Origin of the sequence: Haladaptatus paucihalophilus DX253 (genome assembly GCF_000376445.1) — an archaeon.
GTDB lineage: Archaea > Halobacteriota > Halobacteria > Halobacteriales > Haladaptataceae > Haladaptatus > Haladaptatus paucihalophilus.
The window spans coordinates 73,374-98,869 of the sequence record NZ_AQXI01000001.1; the positions used below are offsets into that span (position 1 = coordinate 73,374).

Genomic DNA, 25,496 nt, shown 5'->3' on the forward strand with positions numbered 1-25,496 from the left:
TGGTGAGGCGTGGTCCCGCCGCCGTTCGGCGAGCAGACACGGTGCTCGCGTCGAACGAGTGCTTATCCCGGTGAAGCCGTCGTTACCGTCGGGTCGTGGTCGGCGAAAGGTTCACACCCCGTCGCGTGACCGCGAGCAACCGAGGAGAACTCCGACCATCACCGAACTGTGTTCCCGTTACACCGGGTGAACGATGGAAACGGTTGGCAGGGTTGAGATTCGTCCGTCACGATACGGAAAGCGAGTTCGATGTCTCGGGGAACAGTCGGTTCGGTACTCGCCAGCCTGCCCGAGCGTCGCAACCGGTACGTCCTCTACTCGCTCGCCTGCCACGCCGAAACCGCGCCGATAGAACTGGAAGTCCTCGTCAGGGATGTCGCGGCGTGGGAACGGAACGAAACCACCGCGTCAGTTTCCGACGACGCGTTCGAGACGGTCCTCGAAGACTTGTCACAGACGCGACTACCGACGCTCTCATACCGTGGCTTGGTCGAGTTCGACCCGCTGAGCGGGTTGGTCGGCCGCCCCTCGTATTCCACGCTCGCAAACGTCCTCCTCGATTGGCTCGCCCGCATCGAACTCGCGTCCCGTTTCTGAACCCTTAAACGCGAGCAAGGACTTACGACGCATATGACCGAGGAGGAGGCCGCCCAAACGGTAGACGAAGAGCCAGCCGACGAGGAATCCCCGGCCGACGGAGACGCGACAGGGGACGAGACGCCGGACGAGGACGTTCTCGGACCGGAAACCACGAGCCTCGTCGCGCGCGTCGCCGTCGAGGACGAGAGCCTCGCCGCCGACGTGGAAGACCGCCTCGTAGCACTCGAATCGGAGCGCCGGGAACTCGACGAGGAGGTAGACGACCTCGAAGCGCGCCTGCGGCGCAACCGTGCAGACTTCAAGAACTACAAGAAGCGCGCGAAAAAGCGCCAGAAACAGCTCGAAAAGCGCGCGACCGAGGACCTCATCGAACGACTCATCGACGTCCGGGACAACCTCCGCCGGGCGGTCGAAGACGAACACGAGGACGTCGAAAGCTTGCGCGAGGGCGTCGAACTCACCCTGCGCGAACTCGACCGCGTGTTCGAGGACGAGAACGTCTCGCAAATCCACCCGGAGTCCGGCGAGGAAGTGGACCCGCAACGCCACGAGGTGATGCTTCGCGTCGAGAGCGACCACCCGGAGGACACCATCGCCGACGTGTACCAACCCGGCTACGAGATGGCCGATAAGGTTCTGCAAGCCGCGCAAGTCACCGTCAGCGACGGCAGCGGAGACGACGAGTAACGACCCGCCCCACCGATTTTCCCGCTATCGACCGCGATTCGAATATCAACTGCGATTCGAAAACGAAACGGCGAGCGCGAGCGTCGGGCGCGGGGATGGCGAGGAGCCGAACCACTCGACGGACCGTGCACGGCGGATAGTATATCGGTTCGATATAAAGCCCTCGAAGCGGAGAAACGATGAAAAAAGAAACCGACAGACGGCGGAGGGGTGGAGTTCGACGTCCCCTCGTGACATCTAGTAACCTTTAACCGGCGCAAACGGGTAGGTTGCCCCAACAATGACGAGCAACAAGATACTGGGCATCGACCTCGGTACCACGAACAGCGCGTTCGCGGTCATGGAGGGTGGCGACCCGGAAATCATCGTCAACGGCGAGGGCGACCGGACCACGCCGTCCATCGTCGCGTTCTCCGACGACGGTGAGCGTCTGGTCGGAAAACCGGCGAAGAACCAGGCGGTTCAGAACCCGGAGAAGACGATTCAGTCCATCAAGCGGCACATGGGCGACGACGATTACACCGTCGAAATCGAGGACGAAGAGTACACGCCGGAGCAGATTTCGGCGATGATCCTCCAGAAGATCAAGCGAGACGCCGAGGAGTATCTCGGCGACGACATCGCCAAGGCGGTCATCACCGTTCCCGCGTACTTCAACGACAAGCAGCGACAGGCGACGAAGGACGCCGGTGAAATCGCCGGCTTCGACGTGGAACGCATCGTCAACGAACCGACGGCGGCGTCGATGGCGTACGGGCTGGACGACGACACGGACCAGACCGTCCTCGTCTACGACCTCGGTGGCGGGACGTTCGACGTTTCCATCCTCGACCTCGGCGGCGGCGTCTACGAAGTGGTCGCCACGAACGGGGACAACGACCTCGGTGGCGACGACTGGGACCACGCTATCATCGACTACCTCGCCGACGACTTCGAGTCGAACCACGGCATCGACCTCCGCGACGACCGACAGGCGCTCCAGCGCCTGAAGGACGCGGCTGAAGAGGCGAAGATCGAACTGTCGAGCCGCAAGGAGACGGACATCAACCTCCCGTTCATCACGGCGACCGACAACGGCCCGGTGCACTTGGAAAACAGCCTGACCCGCGCCAAGTTCGAGTCCCTGACGAGCGACCTCATCGACCGCACGGTCGAACCGACCGAGCAGGCCCTGTCGGACGCGGGCTACGAGAAGAGCGACATCGACGAGGTTATCCTCGTCGGTGGGTCCACCCGCATGCCGCAGGTATCCGAGAAGGTCGAGGAGCTCACCGGACAGGAGCCGAAGAAGAACGTCAACCCCGACGAAGCCGTCGCGCTCGGCGCGGCGATTCAGGGCGGCGTCCTCTCCGGCGACGTGGACGACATCGTGTTGCTCGACGTGACGCCGCTTTCCCTCGGTATCGAGGTGAAGGGTGGCCTGTTCGAGCGCCTCATCGACAAGAACACGACCATCCCGACCGAGGAGTCGAAGGTGTTCACCACCGCGGCGGACAACCAGACTTCGGTGCAGGTCCGCGTCTTCCAGGGTGAGCGCGAAATCGCCAACCAGAACGAACTGCTCGGCGAGTTCCACCTCGCGGGCATCCCGCCCGCGCCCGCCGGAACCCCGCAGATCGAGGTGTCGTTCAACATCGACGAGAACGGCATCGTCAACGTCTCCGCCGAGGACCACGGCTCCGGCAACAGCGAGGAGATCACCATCGAAGGCGGTGCCGGTCTCTCGGACGAGGAGATAGAGCAGATGCAGGAAGAGGCGGAACAGCACGCCGAAGAGGACAAGGAGCGCCGCGAACTCATCGAGGCGCGCAACGCCGCCGAAGGCGCCGTTCAGCGCGCCGAGACGCTCCTCGAAGAGAACGAGGAGAACATCGACGACGACCTCGAATCGGACATCCGCGACGAAATCGACGTCGTTCAGGAGACGCTCGAAGACGACGACGCGTCGAAGGAGGACCTCGAAGACGCGACCGAGAGCCTGAGCAAGTCGCTGCAGGAGATCGGCAAGCAGATGTACCAGCAACAGGAGCAAGCCCAGCAGGCCGGTGCCGCGGGCCCCGGTGGAATGGGCGGCGGCATGGGCGGCGGCGCGAACCCTGGCGCGGGCGCCGGTGCCGAGGGCGGTGCTGACGACGCCGACGAGTACGTTGACGCCGACTTCGAAGACGTTGACGACGACGAATAGTCGTCGTCAGCTAACCAGAACGCGATGCGTTCTGGTGAACGTGGACGACGAAGACGAAGACTGAAGGTAGCGCATCGACCCCCCGGACGCTCGTCGTTTTCGGGCGCGCCGACCGGTAGACGGACGATTCAAATACCATCCTACATTAGAAACGATAACTGATGAGCGAGGACTTCTACGACGTACTCGGTGTAAGTCGAGACGCCGACGAGGACGAAATCAAGAAGGCGTATCGAAAGAAAGCCGCCGAGTATCACCCGGACGTGAGCGACGAACCGGACGCCGAGGAGAAGTTCAAGAAGGTGAAAAAGGCGAAGGAAGTGCTCTCGGACGACGAGAAGCGGCAGGCCTACGACCAGATGGGTCACGACCGCTTCGAACAGGCCGAGAAACGCGGCGGCTTCGACGGCGGCCCCGGCGGTGCCGGTCGCGGCAACCCGTTCGGCGGCGGCGGTGGCGGCGGCATGGGCGGCATGGGCGACATCTTCAACGAGTTCTTCGGCGGTGGCGGCGGCCGCCGCAACCCGAACCGCCCGCGCCAGGGGTCGAACCTCCGGACCAGCATGGAGATCGACCTCGAAGATGCCTACGAAGGCGTGACGAAGCAGATTACGGTCCGCCGTCCCGAGCGCTGTGACGCCTGTGACGGCGAAGGCCACCCGCCGGGAGCGGACGTGAACACTTGCCCCGAGTGTAACGGACAGGGACAGGTCACGCAGGTCCAGCAGACGCCGTTCGGGCGCGTCCAACAGTCACAGACCTGTCCACGCTGTAACGGCGACGGACAACAATATTCGGAGACGTGTGACCAGTGCGGCGGCGACGGCATCGTCCAGCGCGAGGCGACGCTGAAGGTGGACGTCCCGGCGGGTATCGCCGACGGCCAGACGCTCCAGATGGAGCGCGAGGGCGCGCCGGGCGAGAACGGCGGGCCGAACGGCGACCTGCTCATCGAGGTGTCGGTGCGCGAGCACCCCGACTACGAGCGTGACGGGTCCGACCTGTTCTATCGGACGGCGCTCTCGTTCCCACAGGTCGTGTTCGGCGACAAAATCGAGGTACCGACGCTCGACGGCTCGGTCGAGATGGACGTGCCGGAGGGGACCCAAAGCGGCGAGACGTTCCGTCTCCGCGGCAAGGGAATGCCGCACCTCCGGCGGCGGGGTAACGGCGACCTCTTCGTCAAGGTGCAGGTCGTCACGCCAGATTCGCTGAACGCCGAACAGCGCGAGGCGCTGAAGGAGTTCGCGGAGGCGGGCGGTGAAGAGGTCACCGTCGAGAAGGGCTTTTTCGAGCGCATCAAGAGCAGTTTCTGAGCGGCTAGCCGAACAAGCTAAGCCGTTTTGGGATGATATATAGATACTCACACTCACTCGAATGACTGGTCCGAAACTCCCCCGTCGGCGGTTCGTACAGGCGCTCCTCGGAACGACGGCGTTCGTCGGCCTCGCGCGCGGGCAGGCCGCGACGTTCGAACTCGGTGGACAGCTATCCGGATGGTTGGGTCAATCGCCGCCCCCTATCGAAGGCAAGACGAATCCGACGCTTCAGATGAAGGCCGGAAAGGAGTACGTCATCGCGTGGGAGAACCTGGACGGCCACTCGCACAACATCGCCATCGGGGACGGGAAGGGAAACGTCCTCGAACGGACGGAGGTCGTGGACACGAGAGGGGAGAATCAGACCCTCGAATTCACGGCGACCCCGAAGATGAAGACGTACTTCTCGGAGTTCGACTCCGAGACGATGCGCGGCGAACTCGAAATCGTCCAGCCGACGACGACCCGGACCGCGAACAACACGACCGCTGGGAATCGAACCACGACGGGGACGACGACCACGGGAACGACGCCGACTACGACGGGGACGACATCTTCTTCGTCAACACCGTCCGCAACCACCGAGATGACGGAAACGGCGACGAACTCGTCCGAGGGGACGACCACCTCCACGACCGACGGCGGGGATTTGCCCGGATTCGGCTGGCTGGCCGCGCTCGGAAGCATCGCCGGTCTCGGCTACCTGCTCCGGCGCAGCGAGTGACGCGCACACGACGAGCGAAGCGAGTCGTGTGCAGTCTGTCGGTGACACAACCGTCAGAAGTCAGCCAGTGACACAACCGCCAGATGTCTGCTGGTGACACAACCGCCAGTCGCTACCTCAACCACCGGAAAATCTTCGATTTTCCGGGCTAAACGACGACCAAAGCGAACGGCGAACGTCAGTGAGCCGTGAATCGAGGGAGGAGTGCAATGCTTTTGATGAACCTTTTACAGGGAATGCGAGGGAGCGAAGCTCCCTCGTTCCTTCACGGCGAAGCCGTGAAGAAGACAGCCAGCGCCCGGCCGATTTGGCCGGGCGCTGCCTTTCGACCGTCGTAAAAGGTTCGTTCACATCGGCAGGAAGAGTACTCCCGCGCTGATGATGAGACCGCTTCCGAGCAGGACGAGCACGCAGTAGCCCATGATGTCGCGGACGGAGAGGCCGCTGATGGCGAGGAGCGGAATCGCCCAGAATGGCTGTATCATGTTCGTCCACGCGTCGCCCCACGCGGCGGCCATGGCGACGCGGGGGACGCTCGTTCCGCTGGCGTGAGCCGCCTTCACGAGGGTTTCGCCGACGACGGCCCACTCGCCGCCGCCGCTGGGGACGAAGACGTTAACGATACCCGCCGTGAGGAACGCGACGACGGGGAGCGTACCGTCGGGCGAGAGGTGGACCATTCCCTGTGCGATTTGTGTTGCAAGGCTGGTCGATCCTTCCGGCGCGTAGCCCATGATGCCCATGATACCCGCGTAGAAGGGGAACTGGAGGATGATTCCCCAGACGTTCTCCACCCCTTCCTTCATCGCGCCGATGTACGCCGCGGGGGTGCCGTGGAGGGTGATGCCGAGGAAGAGGAAGGTGAAGTTGACGATGTTCAGGTTGAGGTTGTTCCACGGCATCGTCCCGTCGGCGATTCCGCGGCCGAAGTACCCGACGACGGCCAGCAACCCCGAGAGGCCGATGGCGTACGCGACGAACGAGGAGTGTTCGATTCGCTCCGCGACGGTCAGGTCGTCGCTCGTCGCCGACGGCGCGACGACGGCTTCGGCTTCCGTGCCGCCGTCGGTCGCGGTGTCGAGCTGGGCGGGGTCGATGGGGTGTTTCTTCTCGTCGCTCTCGGGGTACATCAGCAGGAACAGGAGCGGGAGGAAGACGAGACCGATGACGACGAAGATAGCGACGTTGGCGACCGTGAAGATGGTCTGGCCGGTCGAAATGGTCGAGTTCAGCACGCCGCTGGCGAGCAGGAAGTTATCGTCGCCCGTCGAGTTGAGCACCAGCGGAATCGACCCGGCGAGACCGCCGTGCCAGACGATGAACCCGGAGTACGCTCCGGCGACGATGATTGGGAAGTCGATGGTGCGAATCTCCTCCGCGATTTTCCGCGCGAAGATGGCACCGACCACGAGGCCGAGGCCCCAGTGGACGAACGACGCCACGGCGGCGACGACCGGAACCAACGCGGCCGCGCTTCGTTCGCTCGACGGAATCGACGCCACGCGCGAAAGAAAGCTATCGACGACGGACGACTGTGCGAGGGCGTACCCCGTCATCAGGATGAGCGTCATCTGCATCGCAAAGGAAAGAAGTCCCCAAAAGCCGCCGTACCAGCCATCGACGAGGATGTTTTCCGCGTGTGTCAGCGTCCCGCCCTGTGGAGCGACGAACGTGAATGCCAACCCGAAGGCTACGAACGAAAGGATGATTGCGAACAGAAACGCGTCCGGAAGATACCGTTCTACGAGTCGTGAACTGCCTTCTGCCATCCGCCTGATTACGTTTGCCATGATTGCGTGTGTGCATCCCTAGCAAACGATTATAAACGTTCGTCAGACGCGTCAGTGGTGAATAGTCGGCCGCGGGTCGTCCAATTCGCCGACGAGTCGTCGAGCGTGCGTTCGAAGTTTTGACCAGAGCCAGTCGAGTCCGACCCTCGTCGCCGACGCGTCTTCGGAGTGAAACGAATCGGGTGCTGACAGCATGATACGCGATATGGTTACATCAAAAACATATCTCTATCGACCATTCGAATCGGGGGGCTTTTGCACGCCCCCGGACGAGAAGCGATATGGACACTCTGGGTGACCTCGTTGCCCGCGAACGGCGGAGCGACGACCCGGCGCTTTCCGTCCCGAACTCACGAGGATACGATTACCACCGACTGTGTACGACGGCGTGGAAGACGGGGAATTTCTTTCGACATCTCGGCGTTCGAGAGGGTGTGACGGTGGCTATCCACGCGACGCCCGCCGCACAGCCCATTCTCGGGTTCTTCGGTTCGGTCCTGCTCGGAGCGAGCGTTCGGTTCGACCCGCCGACGGAAATCGACGCGCGGGTGCTCCTCGCGCCAGCGGAATCGGTCGCGGACTACGAACTCCCGCCGGGCGGACAGTACGTCGCGTACGGCGACCCCGCCCCGGACCCGACGGTCTCGCACTTCGAAACCGACGTGTGGAGCGAGAATCCGGTGTTCCCGGAGACGCCGTTCCCCCCCGAGACGCTCGCGCTCCCGGGCGAGCGCGATGCCACCCACGCCGACCTCCTCGATGCGGGGAACGCCGTCGCATCGGATTGGGGCATCGAATCGGGTGATTCAGTCGCGGTTCGTGCGCCGCTCGCTGACCCCCGAACGGTCGCCGCCGGTATCGTCGCGCCGCTCCTCGTCGGCGGCGAAATCGTCCTCGACGCCGACCGGACCGCCGATTTCGCCGTCGCGGACGCCGCCGCACCCGAGTCGTCGGTTCTCACACCGGGCGAAGTTTCCCTGTAGCCACCGGACGCCCGTCGGTTTCTCTTCGACGACCGCAACCACACCGATTACCTGTCCCGCTCGCAAACGGGGAGCCATGACCGACGAGTTTTCGCCCATCGGTTTGGGAACGATGGGAATCGACGACCCCGAACGAATCGCCGCCGCCATCGAGATGGGGTATCGCCACCTCGACACCGCACAGATATACGACAACGAGGAAGCGGTCGGCGAGGCCATCGACCGCGCGGACGTTCCGCGCTCGGAGCTGTTCGTCGCCACGAAGGTCTGGGCGGACAGTCTCGCACCCGACGACGTGCTCGAAACGACGGCGGAGAGCCTCGACGAACTCGGCTTGGATACCATCGACCTCCTCTACGTCCACCGGCCGATAGAGGACTACGACCCCGAGGAGACGCTTCCGGCCTTCGACGAACTCCGGGATGACGGGCGAATCCGGCACGTCGGGGTGAGCAACTTCTCCGCCGAGGAAATCGCCGTCGCGCGCGAGGTGCTCGACACGCCGATATTCGCCCATCAGGTCGAGATGCACCCACTCTACGACCAGTCCGAACTCCTCGCGGACGCGCATCGTCACGACACTCACCTCGTCGCCTACTCGCCGATCGCTCACGGCGAGGTGTTCGACCTCCCCGTCCTGAACGACCTCGCGGAGGACCACGACGCGACGGAAGCACAAATCGCGCTCGCGTGGCTCGTCGAGAAGGGGGCGATACCGATTCCTCGTTCGGCGAGCGACGTGCATCTGCGCGAGAACCTCGCGGCCGCGGACATCCGACTCGACGCGGCGGCAGTCGCGCGAATCGACGCTATCGACAGCGAGAAGAAGCTGTTCGAATAGGGGAAGGAGTAATCGGACGTTTCGTCGCGGAACGGGATTCGAATCGGACGATACCGTCCCGAACGCGACCGTTAGACGACTGTACGAGAACGCTTTTCTCGATAGTCGGAATCGAATTCGGTAGCCAATGCCCGTCCGCCCGCACGACCTCGAGTTAGTCGTTAGCCTCGGAATACTGCTCCTCAGCGTGGGGCTAGGGACGTTGACCTACCTGACGTGGCGACGCGAACGCGAGCGACGGTTGGCTATCGTCACCGTTGCGTACGTGCTGTTCGCCCTCCGAGGGCTCGCGGTCGTCCTCGAAGAGACGTTCTTGATGTCGGTACGGCCGGAGCTCATCGACCACCTCTCGTCGTTGTTCGTCCTGCTGGGTCTCCTGTTGTTCTTCGTGGCAATCGCACGGGACTGAACATGGACGAGCCCGAACTCGAATCACGGCGCGTCATCTTCGGCGAAATCCGAGAGACGCCGGGGATTCACTTCCGCGAACTGCTCCGGCGACACGAGTACGCACAGGGGACGATTCAGTACCATCTCCGATGGCTCGAAGACGAAGGACTCGTCGAATCGTCGGACGACGGTAACTTCACGCGCTACTACCCGGCCCACTCGTTCGAAGCGGCGGACAAATCGACGATGAACGCGCTTCGCCGGACGTACTCGCGTCGAATTATCGCTCTTCTCGCGTCGGAGGAGCGACTCAGTACCGCGGCCCTGAGCGAACGCGTCGGCAAGTCGCGCTCGACCGTCTCGTGGCACCTCTCTCGACTCCACGAGGAGGAAATCGTCGAAAAGGAACGCGACGGGCGCACCGTGCTCTACTCGCTTCGGGACCCGGACCAGGTGATGCGCCTCTATGCGACCTATCAAGCGAGTTTCCGCGACCGTCTCCTCGATAAAGTGCTCGACCTGTGGGACGTCTACTGAGTCGGACGGGCCGCGCGGATTCCGCCGAACAGTTTCGAGACGAGCGCGACGCCCACGAAACCGACCGAGGCGGCGACGAGTTGCCCGAGCAGTCCCGTCATGTCGCTCCCGATAGCGACCGCGTGGATGGTCGCAAACGCGAACCCACCGTAGGCGAGGGCGTGAATCGCTTTCGGGTGCTCGAACCGACGCGGTTCGAGAAACCCCAACACGGCCACGACGACCAACACGACGGCGACGCCGCCGACGCCGACGCCCGCGATGAACAGGGGGAACGGATAGTTCGGCGCGGGGGCGATTCCGTCCACCACCAACCACGCGTCGATGGTCCCGACGACGGCGTGCAGGACCATCATACCGACCGCGAAGACGGCCAGTTCGATGTGCGTCCGTAGCGATAGCCAGTGTATCGCGCCGAACCGCCGCTCCGTGAAGAACACGCCCGTCAACACGGTGAGCCAGAGCGCCGGATAGAGCACCAGCGCCGACGCGCGGTCGAGGTACCAGAGCGCGAGGGTGACGACTTCGTTCATGAGGCGCGCGTCGTGGTCACGACGGACTGACAGCCGCTCTGACAGGTCCCGGCGGCGTTCGTGTTGCCGCCGCCGCTGCCGCCACCGTACTCCCCCTCATCGTCTTCATCGTACTCGTGGTGCTCACCGTACTCGTCCTCGTGGCTCTCGGAGACCGCTCGCCCGCCGTCGGGCGGTTGATACTGCTGTGGATTGGTCGCTTGCGGCGAATGGTCGTTGCCCGTTCCTTGGTATGCCGTCCGGTAGGCCATGACTCCGGTCACACAGACGAGCGCGAGCACGACGACGGTCAGCGCGAGCAGCGTTCGGCGGCGTTTACCGGACGTGTTCATCGAATCCCTCCGTTTCGTGGAAGACGCCCTGATGGACGACCAACGCCTCCGCCCCGTCCCAGTCTTCGGCGAGTCGAATCGCGTCCTCGGGTCGGAGCGCGGCGAGCGTGGTGGCGAGCGCGTCGGCTTCCATGCAGTCTCGACGCGCGACGACCGTCACGAGGTCGTTGTGCGACCGGGTGCGTTCCTCCTTCGGATTGTAGATGTGCTCTCTCCCGTCGCGGTTGCGGCGGTAGCCGCCCGACGTGGCGACGTTCCACGGCGTCGAGAGCACGCGGAGATTCGTCTCGGTGCCGTACGGACTCTCGATGCCGACCGGTCCGGTCGGCCGTGCGATGTCGCCGCCGCCGTCGACGAATCCCCGGCGGCCCAGCCCCGAGAGTTCGGCGTGCGCCCGGTCCACGATGTATCCCTTGGCGAGACCGTTGCAGTCGAGCGGTCCGTCGGTCGTCACGGTGTCACCATCGACCGCGACCGACGACGGGTCGAACGTCTCGGAGACGGTGGAACAGTCGCCGCGAATGTACGCCTTCAGTTCGTGTTCGATGGTTCCGTGATGGATATCGAAGACGCCGCCAGTCCGTTCGTAGTAGGCCAGCCCGCGGCGAACGATTCGTGCGACGTGGGCGTTCGTGACGCGCCCCGACCGATTCAGGCGGGCGACCTGGCTCGATTCGTCGAACGCGTCGAGTTGCCGTTCCAAGCGGAGCGCGGTGTCTTTCGCCCGCTCGCATGCCAGCTCCGCTCGGACGCCATCCGCGTGTATTCGAAAAGTCGTATCACAACAGTCGAACGACGCGGTGGCTTCGCCAACCGTCGCGTACAGTCGGTGTTTCGGTGTCGAATCCCCCAATCGGGAACGTATCCGAGGGCGATGCATACAACCGAGTTCAAAGGGCGACTCAATAGGGATTCGCGTCCATCTATCGAATGTTCGTCCAATCGTCGAATCGAACGGTCACCCGTCGAATCGGGCGACCTCAGTTCGCTTCGTCCAATTTTTCGAGCGAATCGGGATTCTCGATACTCGACATGTCGCCCAAATCCTCGCCCGTGTAGGCCGCCTCGATGGCCCGGCGAATTATCTTCCCCGACTGGGTTTTCGGGAACTCGTCCACGAAGAGGATTTCGCGCGGGCGGAACGGCTTGCCGAGTTCCTCGCCGACCTGTTCGCGGAGGTCCGCACGGAGGTCGTCTCCCGCGTCCACGTCGGGTTCGAGGATGACGTAGGTGACGACGGCCTGTCCGGTCGTGTCGTCAGGGACGCCGACCGCTGCGGCCTGGTTCACCGCGTCGTGGTCCATCAGCGCGCCTTCCACTTCGGCGGGGCCGACCTTCCGCCCGGCGACGTTGATGGCGTCGTCGGAGCGGCCGTGGAGGAACCAGAATCCGTCCTCGTCCTTCTGCGCCCAGTCGCCGTGGTTCCACATGTCGTCGAACGTGGACCAGTAGGTGTTCAGATAGCGTTCGTCGCCCGACCAGAGTGATTTCGTCATCGACGGACAGGAGTCGCGGGCGACGAGGTAGCCCCGTTCGTGCGTATCGGCGATGGACTCGCCGTTAGCGTTCACGATGTCGATGTCCATGCCCAGCCCCGGTCCGCCGAGCGTGCAGGGTTTGAGCGACTGTATCGGCATCGGCATGAGGAAGCAGCCACAGATTTCGGTGCCACCCGAGATGTTGATTATCGGTGCCTCGCTTCCGCCGACGTTCTCGTAGAACCAGAGCCACGATTCGGGATCCCACGGTTCGCCGGTCGACCCGAGCAGGCGGAGCGAGGAGAGGTCGTAGTCGTCCAACCACTCATCACCGTACTGGCGGAGCGCCCGAATCGCGGTCGGCGAGATGCCGAAGACGGTCAGGCCGTGGCGGTCTATCATCTCCCAGAAGCGGTCGGGGTCGGGGTAGTCCGGCGCGCCTTCGTACATGAAGACCGTGCCGCCGAACGCGTGGTTGCCGATGAGGGTCCACGGTCCCATCATCCACCCGATGTCGGACACCCAGAAGAACCGGTCTGCGTCCTTGTGGTCGAAGCCGAAGTAAATCTCCTTCGCACACTGCAGCAACTGCCCCGCGTGCGTGTGGACGATGCCCTTCGGTTTGCCCGTCGTTCCCGAGGAGTAGAGGAGCATGGACTCGGCGCTCGCGTCCAGTTCCTTCGTCTCGTACTCGTCGTCCTGTTCGAGGACGGCCTCGTCCCATCGCTCGTCCCGTTCGTCGTCCCACGGAATGTCGTCGCTTCCGAGTCGGTCGTAGACGATGGTGTGTTCGACGTGGCCCGCCTCCTCGATGGCCTCGTCGGCCGTGTCCTTCAGGACGACCTCGCTGCCGCGGCGGTAGAACCCATCGCCGGTGAACAACACGGAACACTCCGAATCCTCGATGCGGGTCGCGGTGGCGTCGGTACCGAACCCGGAGAAGATGGGGACGGCTATCGCGCCGACCTTGAGGATGCCGTAGAGTATCGAGATGACTTCGGGAACCATCGGCATGTACAGGCCCACCGTATCGCCCGTCTCGATGCCGCGCTCTTCGAGCGCGTTGGCGACCATGTTCGCCTCCCGGTATAGCTCGTGGTACGTGATTTCGCGCACGTCGCTCGGTTCGCCCTCCCAGATGCAGGCGACGTGGTTCCGTTCCGGGCTATCGACCTGTGCGTACCGGTCGAGTGTGTTGTGGGCGATGTTGATTTTCCCGCCCGGGTACCAATCCGAGAACTGCGGCCCCTCGCTGTCGTCCCGAACGGAGTCGTAGTCCTCGTAAAAGTCGATGTCGAGGTAGTCGACCATCTCGTCCCAGAACCAGTCCACTTCGGAGCACGTGCGCTCGATGAGTTCCTCGTAGTCATCGATGTCGTGTTCCTGCATGAACTCCCAGACGTTCGTCGATTCCACGAACTCCCGTGACGGCTCGTGGACGATTTCGTCTACATCCGCGAGTGTATCCATGTCGTGACCTCCATGTGGAAACCGTTGCGCACGCGCCTCAAAATAGTTTATTACATATTTAGGGCAGTTCGCCGCCCGTTAGGTCGAGTCGGGAGACGACTCCCTTGAGATCCGCCGTCTCCTCGATTTCGTCGCGGATTCGCTCGCGCGTCCGTACGTCGCTCGAATTCGCATCGTACGCACGCACGTACTCGGCGCGTGAGTGCTCGTCGAAGGCGTGGCGGATGGCGAAGTAGCCGTCCGGGACGACCGCCCCGCAGACTTTGCACTCCTGGCGTTCGTGCTCCGAAGTCTGGTGGACGATGGCGTCTTCGACGCTGTCGAACCGTTCCCCACAGCCGTCGATGTCACATTCCCAAGCGCTCATCTTCGTGTGTTGATTCTCTAATTCCCATGATATAACTGTTTCTTGCTCGTCAGGCGAGAACGGGTCGAACCGAAGACAGCGACTCGACGGACGCGTCGGCCCGCGGATCGTCCGTCTCAGAAATCCAGATCCCCGTGAATCCGACTGCCTGCGCCGGGAGAACGTCGCGTTCGAGGTCGTCCGCGACGAACGCGTGTGCATCGTCGGGCAACTCCCGCCGAGCCAGTTCGAAGATTTCCGCGTCGGGTTTGTTCACCCCGACTTCACAGGAGATGATTTCGGCATCGAAGTACTCGGACAGACCGTGGCGTCGCAACTTCTCGCGCTGGACGCGTCCGACGCCGTTCGTCAGGACGCCGAGCGTGTGGTCGGTTTCGAGGTCCGTGAGCAGTTCGTGCGCGCCGGAAACGAGTTCGGTCCGTTCGAGTTCCGCTTCGATTCGCGCGTCCGCGAACGTCTCGCCGTCGGTCGGGAGGTCGAACTCGGCGCAGATGTCGCTCATCGCGGCCCGATACGGCTCGTCGTTACACGCCGAGAAGTAGTCGAGAAACGCCGTCACGTAGCTATCGTGAAGCCCGTCGCGGTCGGGGATACCCAGACTCTCCCGTGCCGCAACGAACATCTCCTCGAACGACGCCGTGTGACGTACCAGCGTTCCGTCGAGGTCGAAATAACAGGTTGCCATCAAGTGGCGGTATCGAACGGAACGGTTTGTACTTTTGGGAGGAAGTGGGTAGAAGGGTAGTGAGGCCCCACTACCCGACGAGTATCGAACACGATTGTTCGTTCGATTAACCGCGCACTTTCGAAACCAGAACCCCTATCGTTCGACACGCGAAACGAACGAGTGTGACCGACCGCGACGAGTTCAGGGTAGACATGCACGTCAAAGTGCTAGACGAGAAGGTTGTCCGCCGGGCGAAGCAACGCGGCCTCGACGCCTTGGTGTACGCGCCGCACTTCGTCCGCCTCCCGGAGATTCGTCGGCGGACGGAGCGATTCTCCGACGACGACCTGCTCGTCGTGCCCGCACGCGAGGTGTTTACCGGGACGTGGCGGAACCGAAAACACGTCCTTGCCGTCGGACTCGACGAACCCGTTCCGGATTTCATCACGCTCACCGGCGCGATGGCGGAGTTCGAGCGACAGAACGCCGCGGTCTTGGTACCTCACCCCGAGTTCTTGAGCGTGGGCGTCTCGGAGGCCGATATTCGCGTCCACAGCGACGTGATTCACGCCGTCGAGACGTACAACCCGAAACACTGGGAGCGACACAACCGTCGGGCGAAAGCCATCGTCGAAACCACCGACAAATCCGCGTTCGGGTCGTCGTACGCCCATCTCCACGGAACCATCGGCGAGGTGTGGACGGCGTTCGACACCCCCGTCGAAACGGAAGCCGAGTTGGTCGAGCAACTCCGGACGGGGAACGTGACGCGCGTCGTCCACCGCACGGGGCGAAGCCACGAGCTCCGGCGACGGGTGGAGTTCGCACACCTCGGGTGGGAAAACTCGTGGAAGAAAATCGACCGTCTCGTCCTCTCGGGAATGGAACCGACGCATCCCGACCACGAGGCCTACGACGGACAGTTCGACGATATCAGCGTTTACTGAAACCTACTGAATCCCGACTGCCGTGAGTCCGGCGTGGACGAGGAACTGCCGATTGACGAAGAGCGCCGCGACGACCAATTCGAAGGCCGTCACCGCCAGCGTAACCATCGTCGCGTAGTTGCTGCTCACCGAAACGCCGAACGGCGCGCCGAACTCCTTCTCGTACGGATAGAACAGCGCGAGGCCGCGCTTGCTTCCGAGCATGTCGAGAGCGTAGTGGGTGAGGATGCCGATCCAGACGAACTGCAAATTCCCGAACACCATCGGGAAGACGTAGAACAGCGCGAGCACCGGGAGATTGTGGAGCGTCTTCCGGTGTTTGCCGAACGCGGTATCCACGTCGGGAAAGAGCGCGCCGAGGATGACCGGAACGCCGACCTCGACGATGGTGTAGAACGTGGTCGTGTCCCCCGCCGGATGAAGGACGTATCCGAGTCCGATACCGAGAAGTGCCGCGTTCATGACGTGTTCCTTTCGATTCATTCGGTTGCAGGTCCCACCCCGCACTATCAAGGTTTTCCCTTTCACTCCAGTTCGACGAAGAGGTCGGAGAGGGCCTGTCGCGCTATTTTTGCCTTTATCTCCTGTCTCGACCCGTCGAACTCGTGGCGCGCGACCGACGAATAGCTCTCGCCGCTTCCCCACTCACCGGCGTGAGCGACCCCGATGAAGACGGTTCCAACGGGTTTGTCCTCCGTTCCCCCAGCCGGTCCCGCGATGCCGGTCGTGGCGACGCTCCACGTCGTTCCCGCGGCGTCGCGCACGCCGCGAGCCATCTGCCGGGCGACGGGTTCGCTCACGGCTCCGTGTTCGTCCAGCGCCTCACGCGTGACGCCGACGTGTTCCATCTTCGCGTCGTACGAGTAGGTGACGAGTCCCCGGTCGAAGTAGTCGCTCGACCCCGGTACGTCCGTCAACAGCGACCCGATGAGGCCGCCGGTACAGGACTCGGCGGTTGCGACCGTCGCGTCCGACTCGCGGAGCGCGTCTCCGACCCGCTTCTCGATGGCGTCGTCGTTCGTGCTCATGCGGGAGTGGACGGGGCGGGCGAGAAAGAAAGTGCGGGTCGGACCGGTGGACGTGGTCGTGGGCGAAAGAAAGACTTGGCAGTGCTGCAATCGTGCGGTATGGACTACGACACGCCGCTGTTCTTTCACGTGATGTCATACGCGACGGACGCCGACCGCGACGTCATCGATATGGTGAGCGGGAACCCCGACTGGGGGTCGCCGCCCGGCATCGCCGAGGGGCTTCACGAGTACGCCGACCTCGGCGGGGAGGATTTCCAGTACCCGCCGAGCGAAGGACTGGTCGAACTCCGCGAGGAAATCGCCGCGCGGCGCGACGTCGATGTTTCTCAGGTGGTCGTGACCGCTGGTGGCGGCGAGGCTAACTATCTGGCGATGGCGCGGGCGATGGAGCGCGAAGCGGGCGACGAGTTCATTCTCACCGACCCGGTGTATCCGTACTACCCCGGCAAGACGACGATGCTGGATGCGAAACAGCGCTTCGTCGCCACCGCCGAGGACGGCACGCTCGACCCAGACGACGTTCGAGAGGCGGCGAGCGAGGACACCGCCGGAATCGTCGTCAACTCGCCGAACAACCCGACCGGCGCGGTGTACGACGAGGAGTCGATGCGCGAACTCGTGGAAATCGCCGAGGAGTACGACGCGCTCCTCGTGAGCGACGAGGTGTACGACCACTTCGACTTCTCCGGGAAGTTCACCAGCGCGTTGACGTTCGATTCGGACCACCGCGTCGTCACGAACTCGTTTTCCAAGTCGTTGGCCATCACCGGCTTCCGAGTCGGCTACGCTATTTTCCCGCCGGACCTCGTGGACGTGGCGAAGACGCGCCACATGCTGACGAACGTTGCCGGAAGCAGGCCGTCGCAGTACGCGGTGCTCCACGCGCTCCGCGAGACGACGCGGGAGTACTACGAGGAAAACCGCAGGCTCCTCGAATCGCGCATCGAGACGTTCACCGACGCGCTCGACGCGGCGGGCGCGGACTACACCACGCCGGACGGTGCCTTCTACGTCATGGCTCGCTTCCCCGACTTCCCCGGCACGCTCTCGAACGTCGAGAAACTCATCGACGAGGCGGGCGTGGCTGGCATGCCCGGCGAAGCCTTCGGCTCCTCACGCGACGACTGGGTTCGCTTCGCGCTCGTCACCCCCCGCGCCGAGGAGGCGGCCGAACGACTCGCGGACTACTTCAGCGACCGTTGACTCGCCCGATTGGCGCACCCGTGGTGGGTTAGGCAGACTGTGGGTCGCGAATCGGTCGGAACTCCGCGACCCGAAACCGTCCATCGGGGTTGGTTTCGGGTTGGTATTTAAATTCTCGTGAGCGAAGCGAGAACGCTCGACCCCGGTACGCGGACAACAGAAGGTACGTAAACCCTCACCCGATAGCTCCCGGTATGGCTGAAATCGACGTCGAACCCGTCGAACGAATCGAGGAGGATGTCGTTCCAACGGGTATCGACGCACCCGAGTACGTTCTCTACGGCGGGAAAGGCGGCGTGGGGAAGACGACGATGGCCGCCGCGACCGCGCTGGCGAGCGCGCGCGACGGAACCCGAACCTTGGTCGTCTCGACCGACCCGGCCCATTCGCTGTCGGACACGTTCGAGTACGACATTCCGTCGGAGGCGACGCGCATTCGGGAGGAGATTCCGCTGTACGCCGCCGAAATCGACCCGGACGCCGCGCTGGAAGAACAGGCCGGAATGCTCGGCGGCGAGAACCCCCTCGGCGGGATGCTCGGCGACGAGGACGACGGCCCGATGGCCTCGCTGCTGGGCGGGGCGATGCCCGGCGCGGACGAGGCGGCGGCGATGCAGAAACTGCTGGAGTTTCTGGACGACGAGCGATTCGAGAGAGTCGTGGTGGACACCGCGCCGACGGGTCACACCCTCCGGTTGCTCGAACTCCCCGAACTGATGGACACGATGGTCGGTCGGATGATGAGCCTTCGACAACGGTTTCAGGGCATGATGGACGGCGTGAAGGGGATGTTCGGCGGCGGTGCCGACGACCCGGAGGAGGGAATGGACGACTTGGACGCGTTCAAAGAGCGGATTCAAGACCTCCGGCGGACGCTCCGTGACCCGTCGAAGACGGACTTCCGCGTCGTCATGATTCCCGAGGAGATGAGCGTGTTCGAATCGAAGCGCCTGCTCGCGCAACTCGACGAGTTCGGCATTCCCGTCGGGACGGTCATCGTCAACCGCGTGATGGAGAACCTCGCCGACGTGACCGATTCGGTCGATTCGAGTCGGTTTGCGACGCCGAACCTGGAGGAATGTGAGTTCTGTCAGCAGCGGTGGGAGGTCCAGCAGGGTGCGCTCCGAGAGGCACAGGACGTGTTCCGCGGCCATACCATCAAACGAGTGCCGCTGTTCGCCGACGAAGTTCGCGGCGAGGAGATGTTGCGCGTCGTCGCGGCCTGTTTGGACTGACGCGTTCCGTCGGGAAGCGGTTTTGAATCGGATTCGGAATCAGTCGAAGAACTTCTTCACCCAGTCGCTTGTCGAAAGCTCGGAAACCGTCCCGTACAGCTTGTCGAGCCACGACGCGGGGAGGATGCGCGCGTAGTCGGTGAGCTGGGCCACCGTCCCGACCGGATACCGGGCGTCCGGATGTTGGACGTTCGCCGCGTCGAGGATGGTGTCCGCGACCTCTTTCGGGTGAACCGCGCCGGGCATGCCGCCGTCGACGGCCTGCCGGTCGCCGTACATCTCGTAGAAGCGGTCGTAGCCGCCGGAGCGCTCGACGCCTTCGATTTCGTCACTCGCCCGGTCGTAAAACTCGGTATCGACCGGACCGGGTTCGACGAGCACGACGTCGACGTCGTACTCGTCGACTTCGCCACGGAGGGAGTCCGAGATGCCTTCCAGCGCGAACTTCGATCCGCTGTAGATTCCCATGCCGGGGACGGCCACGCGGCCGACCGCGCTGGAGACGTTGATGATAGTCCCCTTCCCGCGCTCCCGCATGTGGGACAGCGCGGCCCGCGCCAGTCGAAGCGGTCCGTAGACGTTCACGTCGAACTGCGCGTGGACCTGTTCTATCGGCACGTCCTCGACCGGGCCGGGTTGGGCGTACCCCGCGTTGTTGACGAGACAGTCGAGATGACCGTGCTCGTCGATGATTTCGTCGATGACGCGCTCTACGTCGTCGGCTTCGGTGACGTCGAGCGTCGAAATGTGACAGCCCTTCTCCCCGAGCGTCTGAATGTCGGCGGGGTTCCGGGCGGTCGCGTACACCTCCCAGCCGTCCGCGAGGAACGACAGGGCGGTTTCCCGTCCGATGCCCGACGAACAGCCGGTTATCAGCACAGTCTCATCCATGGGGTTTCCTTCGGACGGGGGTGGCTAAGTATCAACGGTTTCCGTTACTTCATCGGCGTACGCGTCCGCCCGCCGCGTCGGTTCGGGAAGTTTGTAGCCTGCACAGAGTTGCCAGACCAGTTCCGCGGCCGTTTCGGCGCTCACGCGATGGCCTGAACTGACGTACAGCGGGTTGACGTGGCGCTTATCGGGATTCGGGTACTGGCGCGACTGCAGCGCGTAGCCGATGACCGTCCCGTCGGGCGCGCTGACCCGCGAGTTCGACACCACGGGAACGCGCTCGCCTTCGGCCATGTGTCCCTCCGGCGGGTCGCGGAGGTCGCCGCAGAGCAGGTTCTTGGCGACGCCGATGGCGGGCAGGTCGAGCATCACGCCGATGTGGGTGGCGATTCCGGCCTCCCGGAAGTGAATCCGTCCGCTCCCGTCCACGATTGCGAGGTCCGGTTCCACGGTCAGTTCCTCGAAGGCGCGTAAAATCGCCGTTCCCTCCCGGAACGACAGCAGGCCGGGGATGTACGGAATCTCCGTCTCGACGGCGGCATGGGCGCGCTCGACGACTTCGCCGTCCCGCGACGCGACGACAGCGCTCACCGCAAGGTCGCCGACGAACGCTTGGTCCACGCCGACGACGACGGGGGATTCGGGGGACTCGGTGGGCACGGCGACATCCGAATCGTCGTCCTCGCCCTCGTTCTCATCCTCGCCCGTCGGGAGGTGAGTCTGCGCGTCGTCCGTCGGTTCGGCGCGGACGCTCTCGGGGTCGAACTCGAACGCGTCCTCGAAAATCGCCGCGTCGGCCACCTCGTGCTGGAGTTCTTCCATCTCTTCGCGCGACAGCGAAGCGTCCGGCGCGAATTCGGGATGTGCGAGGCGCATCGGAAATCAGAATCGCCTACGTCCGCCCATGCCGCCGCCCCGCCGTCCACCGATGTCCAACTCGGAGGGGCCGCGCTTTCCTTCCCTCTTCAGTTTCGCGCCGTAGAGCAGACCGATTCCCAGTCCGGTGAGGTGGGCCAGTTGGGCGACGCCGCCCGCACCCGCACCGCCGATGACGCTGGCGAATCCGGAGTAGACGGCGAAGAGGGCCGTCGCGAGCCAGAGGGGCATCGGGATGATGAAGTAGATGAGAATCTTCATGTTCGGGTTCAGCACCGTGAGGACGCCCATGACCGCCATGATAGCGCCGCTCGCGCCGAGAACGGCGGAGGTGCTGCCCATCATCGCGACGATGCCGACCTGCGCCAACCCGGCGAGGATGCCGCTGCCGAGGAACAGCGCCGTGAACTTCTTGCTCCCGATGCGCCGTTCCAACACGGGGCCGAAGAAGTACAGCGCGATGCCGTTGAAGAGGATGTGCGTGAAGCCGGTCGGGTTGTGGGCGAAGATGGACGTGACCCACGTCCAAACCCGTCCGATGTGTGTCGATTGGAGGACGAACAGTTCGGAGAACAACTGGGCGTCGCCCATGACGTTGATGACGAACACCTCGGCGATGAACGTCCCCACCATCAGCGTGAGGAACACGAACGTCATGTTCCCGCGGAAGTAGCTCAGCGGTCCGCCGGGACTCGTGTCCACGCTGAACCGACCACCGCCCTGCTTGTTCGCGCTATCGTCGAAGCCGCTGTCGAACACTCCCTTCGGGTCGTTCCACTGATTCAACCCCGGACAGGAGTGGTTTTCCGGCAGTCGGTGTTCGGCGCAGAACGTCCCGCCGCACATTCGACACTGGTACGGCATGTTCTCGTCCTGCCCACACACGTCGCATTGCGCCATTAGTCCATGGTTTGAACCGATAGGCCAAATGGGTTTGGGTGAAGAGGATGCGAGAATTAGGGGAGAACGCGGCGGCCGAACGGGTGACGGTCAGGCCGGTTTCCGCGCGCCGTAGACGGCGAAGTTGTAGTACTGCCAGACCGACGTCACCGACTCGAATCCGGCCTCTCGAAGCCACAGCAGTTGGTCCGTCAGCGCGTCCGGGTCGTCGAACTCGTCGCTGGCCTGCCAGCGGTTCATGAACTCCTCTTCCTCCCAGCCCTTCGAGCGAACCCAGTTCGCTATCATCGCCGACGAGACCGTTTCGAGGTGCGACGCGTCGAATCGAATCACGTCGCCGTTGACGAACCATCCGCCGGGAACGAGGGCGTCGGCGAGCGAGTCGAAGAGGGTCCGTTTTTCCGCCGACGGGAGGTGGTGGACCGCGAGCGAGGTGATTACGAGGTCGAACTCGTCGCTCGCCGTCGGATAGTCGTCCGGGAAGGTTCCCTGCACGATGTCGGCGCGGTCCCCGAACGTCTCCAGTTTTCGCTCGGCCTCGGCGAGCATTCCCTCGCTGTGGTCCACCGCAAGGACCGTGCTCTCCGGAAAGCGGGTCAGCAGTTTCGCCGTGAGTTCGCCCGTCCCCGCACCGAGTTCGAGGACGCGTATCTCCTCGGTTCGGTCCTGCGGCGGCGAGTTCAAAATCGCGTCGTGAAGTTCGTCGTACCGCGGGACGATGGCCTCGATACCGGGGTCGTAGAGGCTCGAATCCGCGAACACTTCGCCGGGCTTTTTCATGGCACCAGTTCCCCACGGGCGAAGTAATGCTTTTTCTGGCCTCATTCGAGCGGGGGAGAATTATGACCGAAACGCATAGGGCATGAGGTTTTTGCCCTCACGACGACGAGTATGGGGTGTGAAGGGGTACGAACGCAAAGGATTGCTGGAACGGGTCGAGCGGGAGGGCGCGACCGTCGGCGCATCGATTCCCGAGACGATTTCGGTCCAGGGACAGGACATCGACCTCCGGGAGTTCGTCTTCGAAATCAAGCGGCTGGACACGGTTCCCCCGGGAGAACGGGAGCGCGTGGAGCAGGCGAAGACGAACCTCCGCCGAGAACGGCTCCAGCGCAAGGAACGACTCGAAGAGGCGGACATCAGCTTCGAGGAAGGCGAGCGACTGGTCGAGAGCATCATCGGCATCGACCGAGCGCTGAACGCGCTCGAAAGCCTCGGGGCGACGAACCTCGAAGCCGAAGAGAAGGCGAAGGAGGCGGCCGACCAGAAGCGGTGGGTGTCGTTCCTCCAGAAAGCGCTCGGGAAGGAGAGCGCCGGAAAACGGTCTCGACTATGACTCGAAACGCCGAAGTCGCGGCGCTGTTCGAGGAGTACGCCGATTTGGTCGAAGCACAGGACGTGCAGTACAAGCCACAGGCCTATCGCCGCGCCGCGGACAACATCCGCGACTACCCCGAGGACATCGAGGAGTTGGCGGCCGAGGGTCCCGATGCAGTCGGGCAAATCCCGCAGGTCGGCGACTCCATCGCGAGCAAGGTCATCGAGTACTTCGAGACGGGCGAAATCGAGGAACTCGAAGAGGAACGCGCGAACCTCCCGGTCGAGATGGCGGAACTGACGCGCGTCGAGGGCGTCGGCCCGAAGACGGTCGGCGACCTCTATCACGAACTCGGCGTGCAGACGCTGGACGATTTGGAGGACGCCGCCCGCAAGGGGAAGATTCAGGAGATAAAGGGCTACGGTCCCAAATCGGAGCAGAACATCCTCGACGGCATCGAGTTCGCGCGGACGGTTCGCGGACGGGAACTGCTCGGCGACGCCCGTCCGGTCGGCGAGCAGGTGCTCGCCTTCTTCGACGAGATACCGACCGTCGGGCGACACGAACTCGCCGGGTCGCTCCGCCGCTGGCGCGAGACCATCGGCGACATCGACGTCCTCGCCGAGAGCGAGGAGAAGGAGGCGGTCATCGACGCCTTCACCGACTGGGGGCGGGCGACGGAGGTTATCGAGGCGGGGACGGACAAGGCCGCCGTCCGCGTCTCCGACATGCGAATCGACCTCCGGGTCGTCGTTCCCGAGGAGTTCGGCAGCGCCCTCCAGTACTTCACGGGAAGCAAGAATCACAACATCACCCTCAGAAACTACGCGATAGAGCAGGGCTACAAGGTGAACGAGTACGGCGTGTTCGATGTGAGTGATGTCGAAAACCCCGACGCTGGCCAGCGCGTCGGCGAGCGCGTCGCGGGCGAGACGGAAGCCAGCATGTACGACGCCCTCGGTTTGCCCCTGATTCCGCCCGAAATGCGCGAGGACAACGGCGAAATCGACGCCGCCCTCGCCGGGGACCTGCCCGACCTCATCGAAGAAGGTGACGTGCGCGGCGACCTGCACCTGCACACGAACTGGTCGGACGGGAACGACACTATCGCGGAGATGGTCGAAGGGGCCGCCGACTTCGGTCACGACTACATCGCCATCTCCGACCACGCGACGGGTTCGGGAATGGTCGGCGGCGTCGGCTTGGACGACGAGGAACTCGAAGCACAGATAGACGAGGTTCGAGCGGTCGCCGAGGATGCCGCCATCGACGTGTTCACGGGCGTCGAGGCGAACATCGACCCGGACGGGGGGATCAGCGTCGGCGACGACGTGCTCGCCGACTTGGACATCGTGGTCGCCTCGCCGCACAGCGGTCTCGACGGCGACGGAACCGACCGCCTGATTCGAGCGATAGAGCATCCGAGCGTCGATATTCTGGGCCACCCGAGCGGTCGGCTCATCAACCGCCGTCCCGGTCACGATTTCGACGTCCGAGCGGTGGCGCGCGCCGCCGCGGACAACGGCGTCGCGCTGGAGATCAACAGCAACCCCCACCGACTCGACCTCTGGGGTGCGGCGGTACAGGTGGCGGTGGAGGAAGGTGCCACCATCGCCATCGACACCGACGCCCACAGCCCCGCGGAATACCGGAACGTCAGGTACGGCGTTCACACCGCACGACGGGGGTGGGCCGAGGCCGCGGACGTGCTCAACGCCCGCGACGCGGCGGGCGTCCGCGGGTTCCTTCACTGATGGGTCGCCGCTTCTTTCTCGACGTGATGCTTGGGTCGCTCTCGACGTACCTCCGCATGTGCGGGTACGATGCGGCGTACGCGCTGGATAGGGGCGTCGAGGCGGACGACGCGATTCTCGAACTGGCCGGAACGGAGGACAGGACGCTCGTGACGCGGGACGTGCAACTGGCCGAGCGCGCCGACGACGCCTTCCTCATCGAATCGCTCGACGTCCGCGACCAACTCCGCGAACTCCGGAACGACGGGGTGAACCTCTCGCTGTCCGAACCCGCGCGGTGTTCTTCCTGTAACGGAAAACTGGTTCGGGACGACGGACCCGCGCCAGACCACGCGCCGGACGGCAAACCCGTCTGGCGGTGTCGAGACTGTGGAAAGCGGTTCTGGAAAGGGAGCCACTGGGAGTCGGTCGAGCGGACGCTTTCGGAGTTGTAGGGGC

At 63.8% G+C, this 25,496-nt stretch carries 28 protein-coding genes; 15 read left to right on the top strand and 13 right to left on the bottom strand.

The annotated features are described in order from the left end of the window. Positions 1–249 precede the first annotated feature (249 nt). From B208_RS0100430 to B208_RS0100450, 5 genes are all read left to right on the top strand, one after another. Positions 250–597 (top strand): DUF7344 domain-containing protein, encoded by a 348-nt coding sequence (locus B208_RS0100430; protein WP_007978334.1) that lies wholly within the window; start codon positions 250–252, stop codon positions 595–597. 33 nt (positions 598–630) lie between these two features. Beyond that, positions 631–1,287: a nucleotide exchange factor GrpE gene (locus B208_RS0100435; RefSeq protein ID WP_007978335.1), complete on the top strand. Its 657-nt coding sequence runs from the start codon at positions 631–633 to the stop codon at positions 1,285–1,287. A 280-nt stretch (positions 1,288–1,567) separates the two neighbouring features. Then, entirely contained in the window at positions 1,568–3,472 is a 1,905-nt protein-coding gene (gene dnaK / locus B208_RS0100440) for a molecular chaperone DnaK (RefSeq protein ID WP_007978336.1), read from the top strand. Between the two features lie 161 nt (positions 3,473–3,633). Then, on the top strand, positions 3,634–4,788 hold the full coding sequence (gene dnaJ / locus B208_RS0100445; protein WP_007978338.1) for a molecular chaperone DnaJ: 1,155 nt from the start codon (positions 3,634–3,636) through the stop codon (positions 4,786–4,788). Between the two features lie 61 nt (positions 4,789–4,849). Then, positions 4,850–5,515 (top strand): cupredoxin domain-containing protein, encoded by a 666-nt coding sequence (locus B208_RS0100450; RefSeq protein ID WP_007978339.1) that lies wholly within the window; start codon positions 4,850–4,852, stop codon positions 5,513–5,515. 347 nt (positions 5,516–5,862) lie between these two features. Here the strand turns inward: B208_RS0100450 and B208_RS0100455 are convergent, their stop codons facing one another. Then, positions 5,863–7,305 (bottom strand): short-chain fatty acid transporter, encoded by a 1,443-nt coding sequence (locus B208_RS0100455; RefSeq protein ID WP_026177678.1) that lies wholly within the window; start codon positions 7,303–7,305, stop codon positions 5,863–5,865. Positions 7,306–7,586: 281 nt separating this feature from the next. Between B208_RS0100455 and B208_RS0100465 the strand changes: the two genes are divergently transcribed. The 4 genes from B208_RS0100465 to B208_RS0100480 all read left to right on the top strand — a co-directional run bounded on the left by B208_RS0100465 (position 7,587) and on the right by B208_RS0100480 (position 10,056). Next, positions 7,587–8,288, top strand: coding sequence for a class I adenylate-forming enzyme family protein (locus B208_RS0100465; RefSeq protein ID WP_007978345.1), 702 nt, complete (start codon positions 7,587–7,589; stop codon positions 8,286–8,288). 76 nt (positions 8,289–8,364) lie between these two features. After that, the gene (locus B208_RS0100470) at positions 8,365–9,129 is read left to right on the top strand and encodes an aldo/keto reductase (protein WP_007978347.1); all 765 of its coding nucleotides are present in this window, start codon (positions 8,365–8,367) and stop codon (positions 9,127–9,129) included. A gap of 127 nt (positions 9,130–9,256) precedes the next feature. After that, positions 9,257–9,538 (top strand): hypothetical protein, encoded by a 282-nt coding sequence (locus B208_RS0100475; protein ID WP_007978349.1) that lies wholly within the window; start codon positions 9,257–9,259, stop codon positions 9,536–9,538. Between the two features lie 2 nt (positions 9,539–9,540). Further along, positions 9,541–10,056 carry a winged helix-turn-helix transcriptional regulator gene (locus tag B208_RS0100480; RefSeq protein WP_007978350.1) on the top strand — a complete coding sequence of 172 codons (516 nt, stop codon included), beginning with the start codon at positions 9,541–9,543 and terminating at the stop codon, positions 10,054–10,056. Here B208_RS0100480 and B208_RS0100485 read toward each other — a convergent pair. The 6 genes from B208_RS0100485 to B208_RS0100510 form a co-directional block, all read right to left on the bottom strand. Beyond that, positions 10,050–10,589 (bottom strand): hypothetical protein, encoded by a 540-nt coding sequence (locus B208_RS0100485; RefSeq protein WP_007978352.1) that lies wholly within the window; start codon positions 10,587–10,589, stop codon positions 10,050–10,052. The genes B208_RS0100480 and B208_RS0100485 overlap by 7 nt on opposite strands. Further along, entirely contained in the window at positions 10,586–10,921 is a 336-nt protein-coding gene (locus B208_RS0100490) for a hypothetical protein (protein WP_007978354.1), read from the bottom strand. The genes B208_RS0100485 and B208_RS0100490 overlap by 4 nt, the downstream gene beginning before the upstream one ends. Continuing rightward, positions 10,905–11,801: an FAD:protein FMN transferase gene (locus tag B208_RS0100495; RefSeq protein ID WP_232423680.1), complete on the bottom strand. Its 897-nt coding sequence runs from the start codon at positions 11,799–11,801 to the stop codon at positions 10,905–10,907. The genes B208_RS0100490 and B208_RS0100495 overlap by 17 nt, the downstream gene beginning before the upstream one ends. 100 nt (positions 11,802–11,901) lie before the next feature. After that, positions 11,902–13,869, bottom strand: coding sequence for an AMP-binding protein (locus B208_RS0100500; protein ID WP_007978359.1), 1,968 nt, complete (start codon positions 13,867–13,869; stop codon positions 11,902–11,904). A 58-nt stretch (positions 13,870–13,927) separates the two neighbouring features. Next, on the bottom strand, positions 13,928–14,236 hold the full coding sequence (locus B208_RS0100505) for a DUF7565 family protein (protein ID WP_007978360.1): 309 nt from the start codon (positions 14,234–14,236) through the stop codon (positions 13,928–13,930). A 49-nt stretch (positions 14,237–14,285) separates the two neighbouring features. After that, complete coding sequence (locus B208_RS0100510) at positions 14,286–14,921, bottom strand: HAD family hydrolase (protein ID WP_007978361.1); 636 nt, start codon at positions 14,919–14,921, stop codon at positions 14,286–14,288. 194 nt (positions 14,922–15,115) lie between these two features. Here B208_RS0100510 and B208_RS0100515 point away from each other — a divergent pair, with 194 nt between their 5' ends. Continuing rightward, positions 15,116–15,850: a PHP-associated domain-containing protein gene (locus tag B208_RS0100515; RefSeq protein ID WP_026177679.1), complete on the top strand. Its 735-nt coding sequence runs from the start codon at positions 15,116–15,118 to the stop codon at positions 15,848–15,850. 3 nt (positions 15,851–15,853) lie between these two features. On the opposite strand, the gene B208_RS0100520 is transcribed toward B208_RS0100515, so the two are convergent. After that, the gene (locus B208_RS0100520; protein WP_026177680.1) at positions 15,854–16,333 is read right to left on the bottom strand and encodes a metal-dependent hydrolase; all 480 of its coding nucleotides are present in this window, start codon (positions 16,331–16,333) and stop codon (positions 15,854–15,856) included. A gap of 41 nt (positions 16,334–16,374) precedes the next feature. Then, positions 16,375–16,878, bottom strand: a complete 504-nt coding sequence (locus tag B208_RS0100525) for a CinA family protein (protein ID WP_007978364.1) — start codon at positions 16,876–16,878, stop codon at positions 16,375–16,377. Positions 16,879–16,977: 99 nt separating this feature from the next. Between B208_RS0100525 and B208_RS0100530 the strand changes: the two genes are divergently transcribed. Together B208_RS0100530 and B208_RS0100535 are read left to right on the top strand one after the other, a co-directional pair. Next, the gene (locus tag B208_RS0100530) at positions 16,978–18,084 is read left to right on the top strand and encodes a pyridoxal phosphate-dependent aminotransferase (protein WP_007978365.1); all 1,107 of its coding nucleotides are present in this window, start codon (positions 16,978–16,980) and stop codon (positions 18,082–18,084) included. Positions 18,085–18,278: 194 nt separating this feature from the next. Beyond that, positions 18,279–19,319, top strand: a complete 1,041-nt coding sequence (locus tag B208_RS0100535) for an ArsA family ATPase (protein ID WP_007978366.1) — start codon at positions 18,279–18,281, stop codon at positions 19,317–19,319. 39 nt (positions 19,320–19,358) lie between these two features. Here B208_RS0100535 and B208_RS0100540 read toward each other — a convergent pair whose 3' ends face one another. From B208_RS0100540 to B208_RS0100555, 4 genes are all read right to left on the bottom strand, one after another. Beyond that, on the bottom strand, positions 19,359–20,210 hold the full coding sequence (locus tag B208_RS0100540) for an SDR family oxidoreductase (RefSeq protein ID WP_007978367.1): 852 nt from the start codon (positions 20,208–20,210) through the stop codon (positions 19,359–19,361). Between the two features lie 24 nt (positions 20,211–20,234). Further along, complete coding sequence (locus B208_RS0100545; protein ID WP_007978379.1) at positions 20,235–21,086, bottom strand: endonuclease V; 852 nt, start codon at positions 21,084–21,086, stop codon at positions 20,235–20,237. A 6-nt stretch (positions 21,087–21,092) separates the two neighbouring features. Further along, positions 21,093–21,986 (bottom strand): rhomboid family intramembrane serine protease, encoded by an 894-nt coding sequence (locus B208_RS0100550; RefSeq protein WP_007978381.1) that lies wholly within the window; start codon positions 21,984–21,986, stop codon positions 21,093–21,095. A gap of 90 nt (positions 21,987–22,076) precedes the next feature. Beyond that, positions 22,077–22,766: a class I SAM-dependent methyltransferase gene (locus B208_RS0100555; protein ID WP_007978384.1), complete on the bottom strand. Its 690-nt coding sequence runs from the start codon at positions 22,764–22,766 to the stop codon at positions 22,077–22,079. Between the two features lie 118 nt (positions 22,767–22,884). Here B208_RS0100555 and B208_RS0100560 point away from each other — a divergent pair, with 118 nt between their 5' ends. Genes B208_RS0100560 through B208_RS0100570 form a run of 3 tightly spaced genes read left to right on the top strand, consistent with a single transcriptional unit; the run spans position 22,885 to position 25,492 of the window. Further along, positions 22,885–23,322 carry a DUF5788 family protein gene (locus tag B208_RS0100560; RefSeq protein WP_007978386.1) on the top strand — a complete coding sequence of 146 codons (438 nt, stop codon included), beginning with the start codon at positions 22,885–22,887 and terminating at the stop codon, positions 23,320–23,322. Continuing rightward, complete coding sequence (gene polX / locus B208_RS0100565; RefSeq protein ID WP_007978388.1) at positions 23,319–25,058, top strand: DNA polymerase/3'-5' exonuclease PolX; 1,740 nt, start codon at positions 23,319–23,321, stop codon at positions 25,056–25,058. The genes B208_RS0100560 and polX overlap by 4 nt, the downstream gene beginning before the upstream one ends. After that, positions 25,058–25,492: a Mut7-C RNAse domain-containing protein gene (locus B208_RS0100570; RefSeq protein WP_007978389.1), complete on the top strand. Its 435-nt coding sequence runs from the start codon at positions 25,058–25,060 to the stop codon at positions 25,490–25,492. Before polX ends, B208_RS0100570 begins: the two co-directional genes overlap by 1 nt. Positions 25,493–25,496 lie beyond the last annotated feature (4 nt).

Coding starts and splice junctions, on each gene's coding strand:
- B208_RS0100430 (WP_007978334.1), top strand. CDS start 250: ATGTCTCGGGGAACAGTCGGTTCGGTACTCGCCAGCCTGCCCGAGCGT.
- B208_RS0100435 (WP_007978335.1), top strand. CDS start 631: ATGACCGAGGAGGAGGCCGCCCAAACGGTAGACGAAGAGCCAGCCGAC.
- dnaK (WP_007978336.1), top strand. CDS start 1,568: ATGACGAGCAACAAGATACTGGGCATCGACCTCGGTACCACGAACAGC.
- dnaJ (WP_007978338.1), top strand. CDS start 3,634: ATGAGCGAGGACTTCTACGACGTACTCGGTGTAAGTCGAGACGCCGAC.
- B208_RS0100450 (WP_007978339.1), top strand. CDS start 4,850: ATGACTGGTCCGAAACTCCCCCGTCGGCGGTTCGTACAGGCGCTCCTC.
- B208_RS0100455 (WP_026177678.1), bottom strand. CDS start 7,305: ATGGCAAACGTAATCAGGCGGATGGCAGAAGGCAGTTCACGACTCGTA.
- B208_RS0100465 (WP_007978345.1), top strand. CDS start 7,587: ATGGACACTCTGGGTGACCTCGTTGCCCGCGAACGGCGGAGCGACGAC.
- B208_RS0100470 (WP_007978347.1), top strand. CDS start 8,365: ATGACCGACGAGTTTTCGCCCATCGGTTTGGGAACGATGGGAATCGAC.
- B208_RS0100475 (WP_007978349.1), top strand. CDS start 9,257: ATGCCCGTCCGCCCGCACGACCTCGAGTTAGTCGTTAGCCTCGGAATA.
- B208_RS0100480 (WP_007978350.1), top strand. CDS start 9,541: ATGGACGAGCCCGAACTCGAATCACGGCGCGTCATCTTCGGCGAAATC.
- B208_RS0100485 (WP_007978352.1), bottom strand. CDS start 10,589: ATGAACGAAGTCGTCACCCTCGCGCTCTGGTACCTCGACCGCGCGTCG.
- B208_RS0100490 (WP_007978354.1), bottom strand. CDS start 10,921: ATGAACACGTCCGGTAAACGCCGCCGAACGCTGCTCGCGCTGACCGTC.
- B208_RS0100495 (WP_232423680.1), bottom strand. CDS start 11,801: ATGCATCGCCCTCGGATACGTTCCCGATTGGGGGATTCGACACCGAAA.
- B208_RS0100500 (WP_007978359.1), bottom strand. CDS start 13,869: ATGGATACACTCGCGGATGTAGACGAAATCGTCCACGAGCCGTCACGG.
- B208_RS0100505 (WP_007978360.1), bottom strand. CDS start 14,236: ATGAGCGCTTGGGAATGTGACATCGACGGCTGTGGGGAACGGTTCGAC.
- B208_RS0100510 (WP_007978361.1), bottom strand. CDS start 14,921: ATGGCAACCTGTTATTTCGACCTCGACGGAACGCTGGTACGTCACACG.
- B208_RS0100515 (WP_026177679.1), top strand. CDS start 15,116: ATGCACGTCAAAGTGCTAGACGAGAAGGTTGTCCGCCGGGCGAAGCAA.
- B208_RS0100520 (WP_026177680.1), bottom strand. CDS start 16,333: ATGAATCGAAAGGAACACGTCATGAACGCGGCACTTCTCGGTATCGGA.
- B208_RS0100525 (WP_007978364.1), bottom strand. CDS start 16,878: ATGAGCACGAACGACGACGCCATCGAGAAGCGGGTCGGAGACGCGCTC.
- B208_RS0100530 (WP_007978365.1), top strand. CDS start 16,978: ATGGACTACGACACGCCGCTGTTCTTTCACGTGATGTCATACGCGACG.
- B208_RS0100535 (WP_007978366.1), top strand. CDS start 18,279: ATGGCTGAAATCGACGTCGAACCCGTCGAACGAATCGAGGAGGATGTC.
- B208_RS0100540 (WP_007978367.1), bottom strand. CDS start 20,210: ATGGATGAGACTGTGCTGATAACCGGCTGTTCGTCGGGCATCGGACGG.
- B208_RS0100545 (WP_007978379.1), bottom strand. CDS start 21,086: ATGCGCCTCGCACATCCCGAATTCGCGCCGGACGCTTCGCTGTCGCGC.
- B208_RS0100550 (WP_007978381.1), bottom strand. CDS start 21,986: ATGGCGCAATGCGACGTGTGTGGGCAGGACGAGAACATGCCGTACCAG.
- B208_RS0100555 (WP_007978384.1), bottom strand. CDS start 22,766: ATGAAAAAGCCCGGCGAAGTGTTCGCGGATTCGAGCCTCTACGACCCC.
- polX (WP_007978388.1), top strand. CDS start 23,319: ATGACTCGAAACGCCGAAGTCGCGGCGCTGTTCGAGGAGTACGCCGAT.
- B208_RS0100570 (WP_007978389.1), top strand. CDS start 25,058: ATGGGTCGCCGCTTCTTTCTCGACGTGATGCTTGGGTCGCTCTCGACG.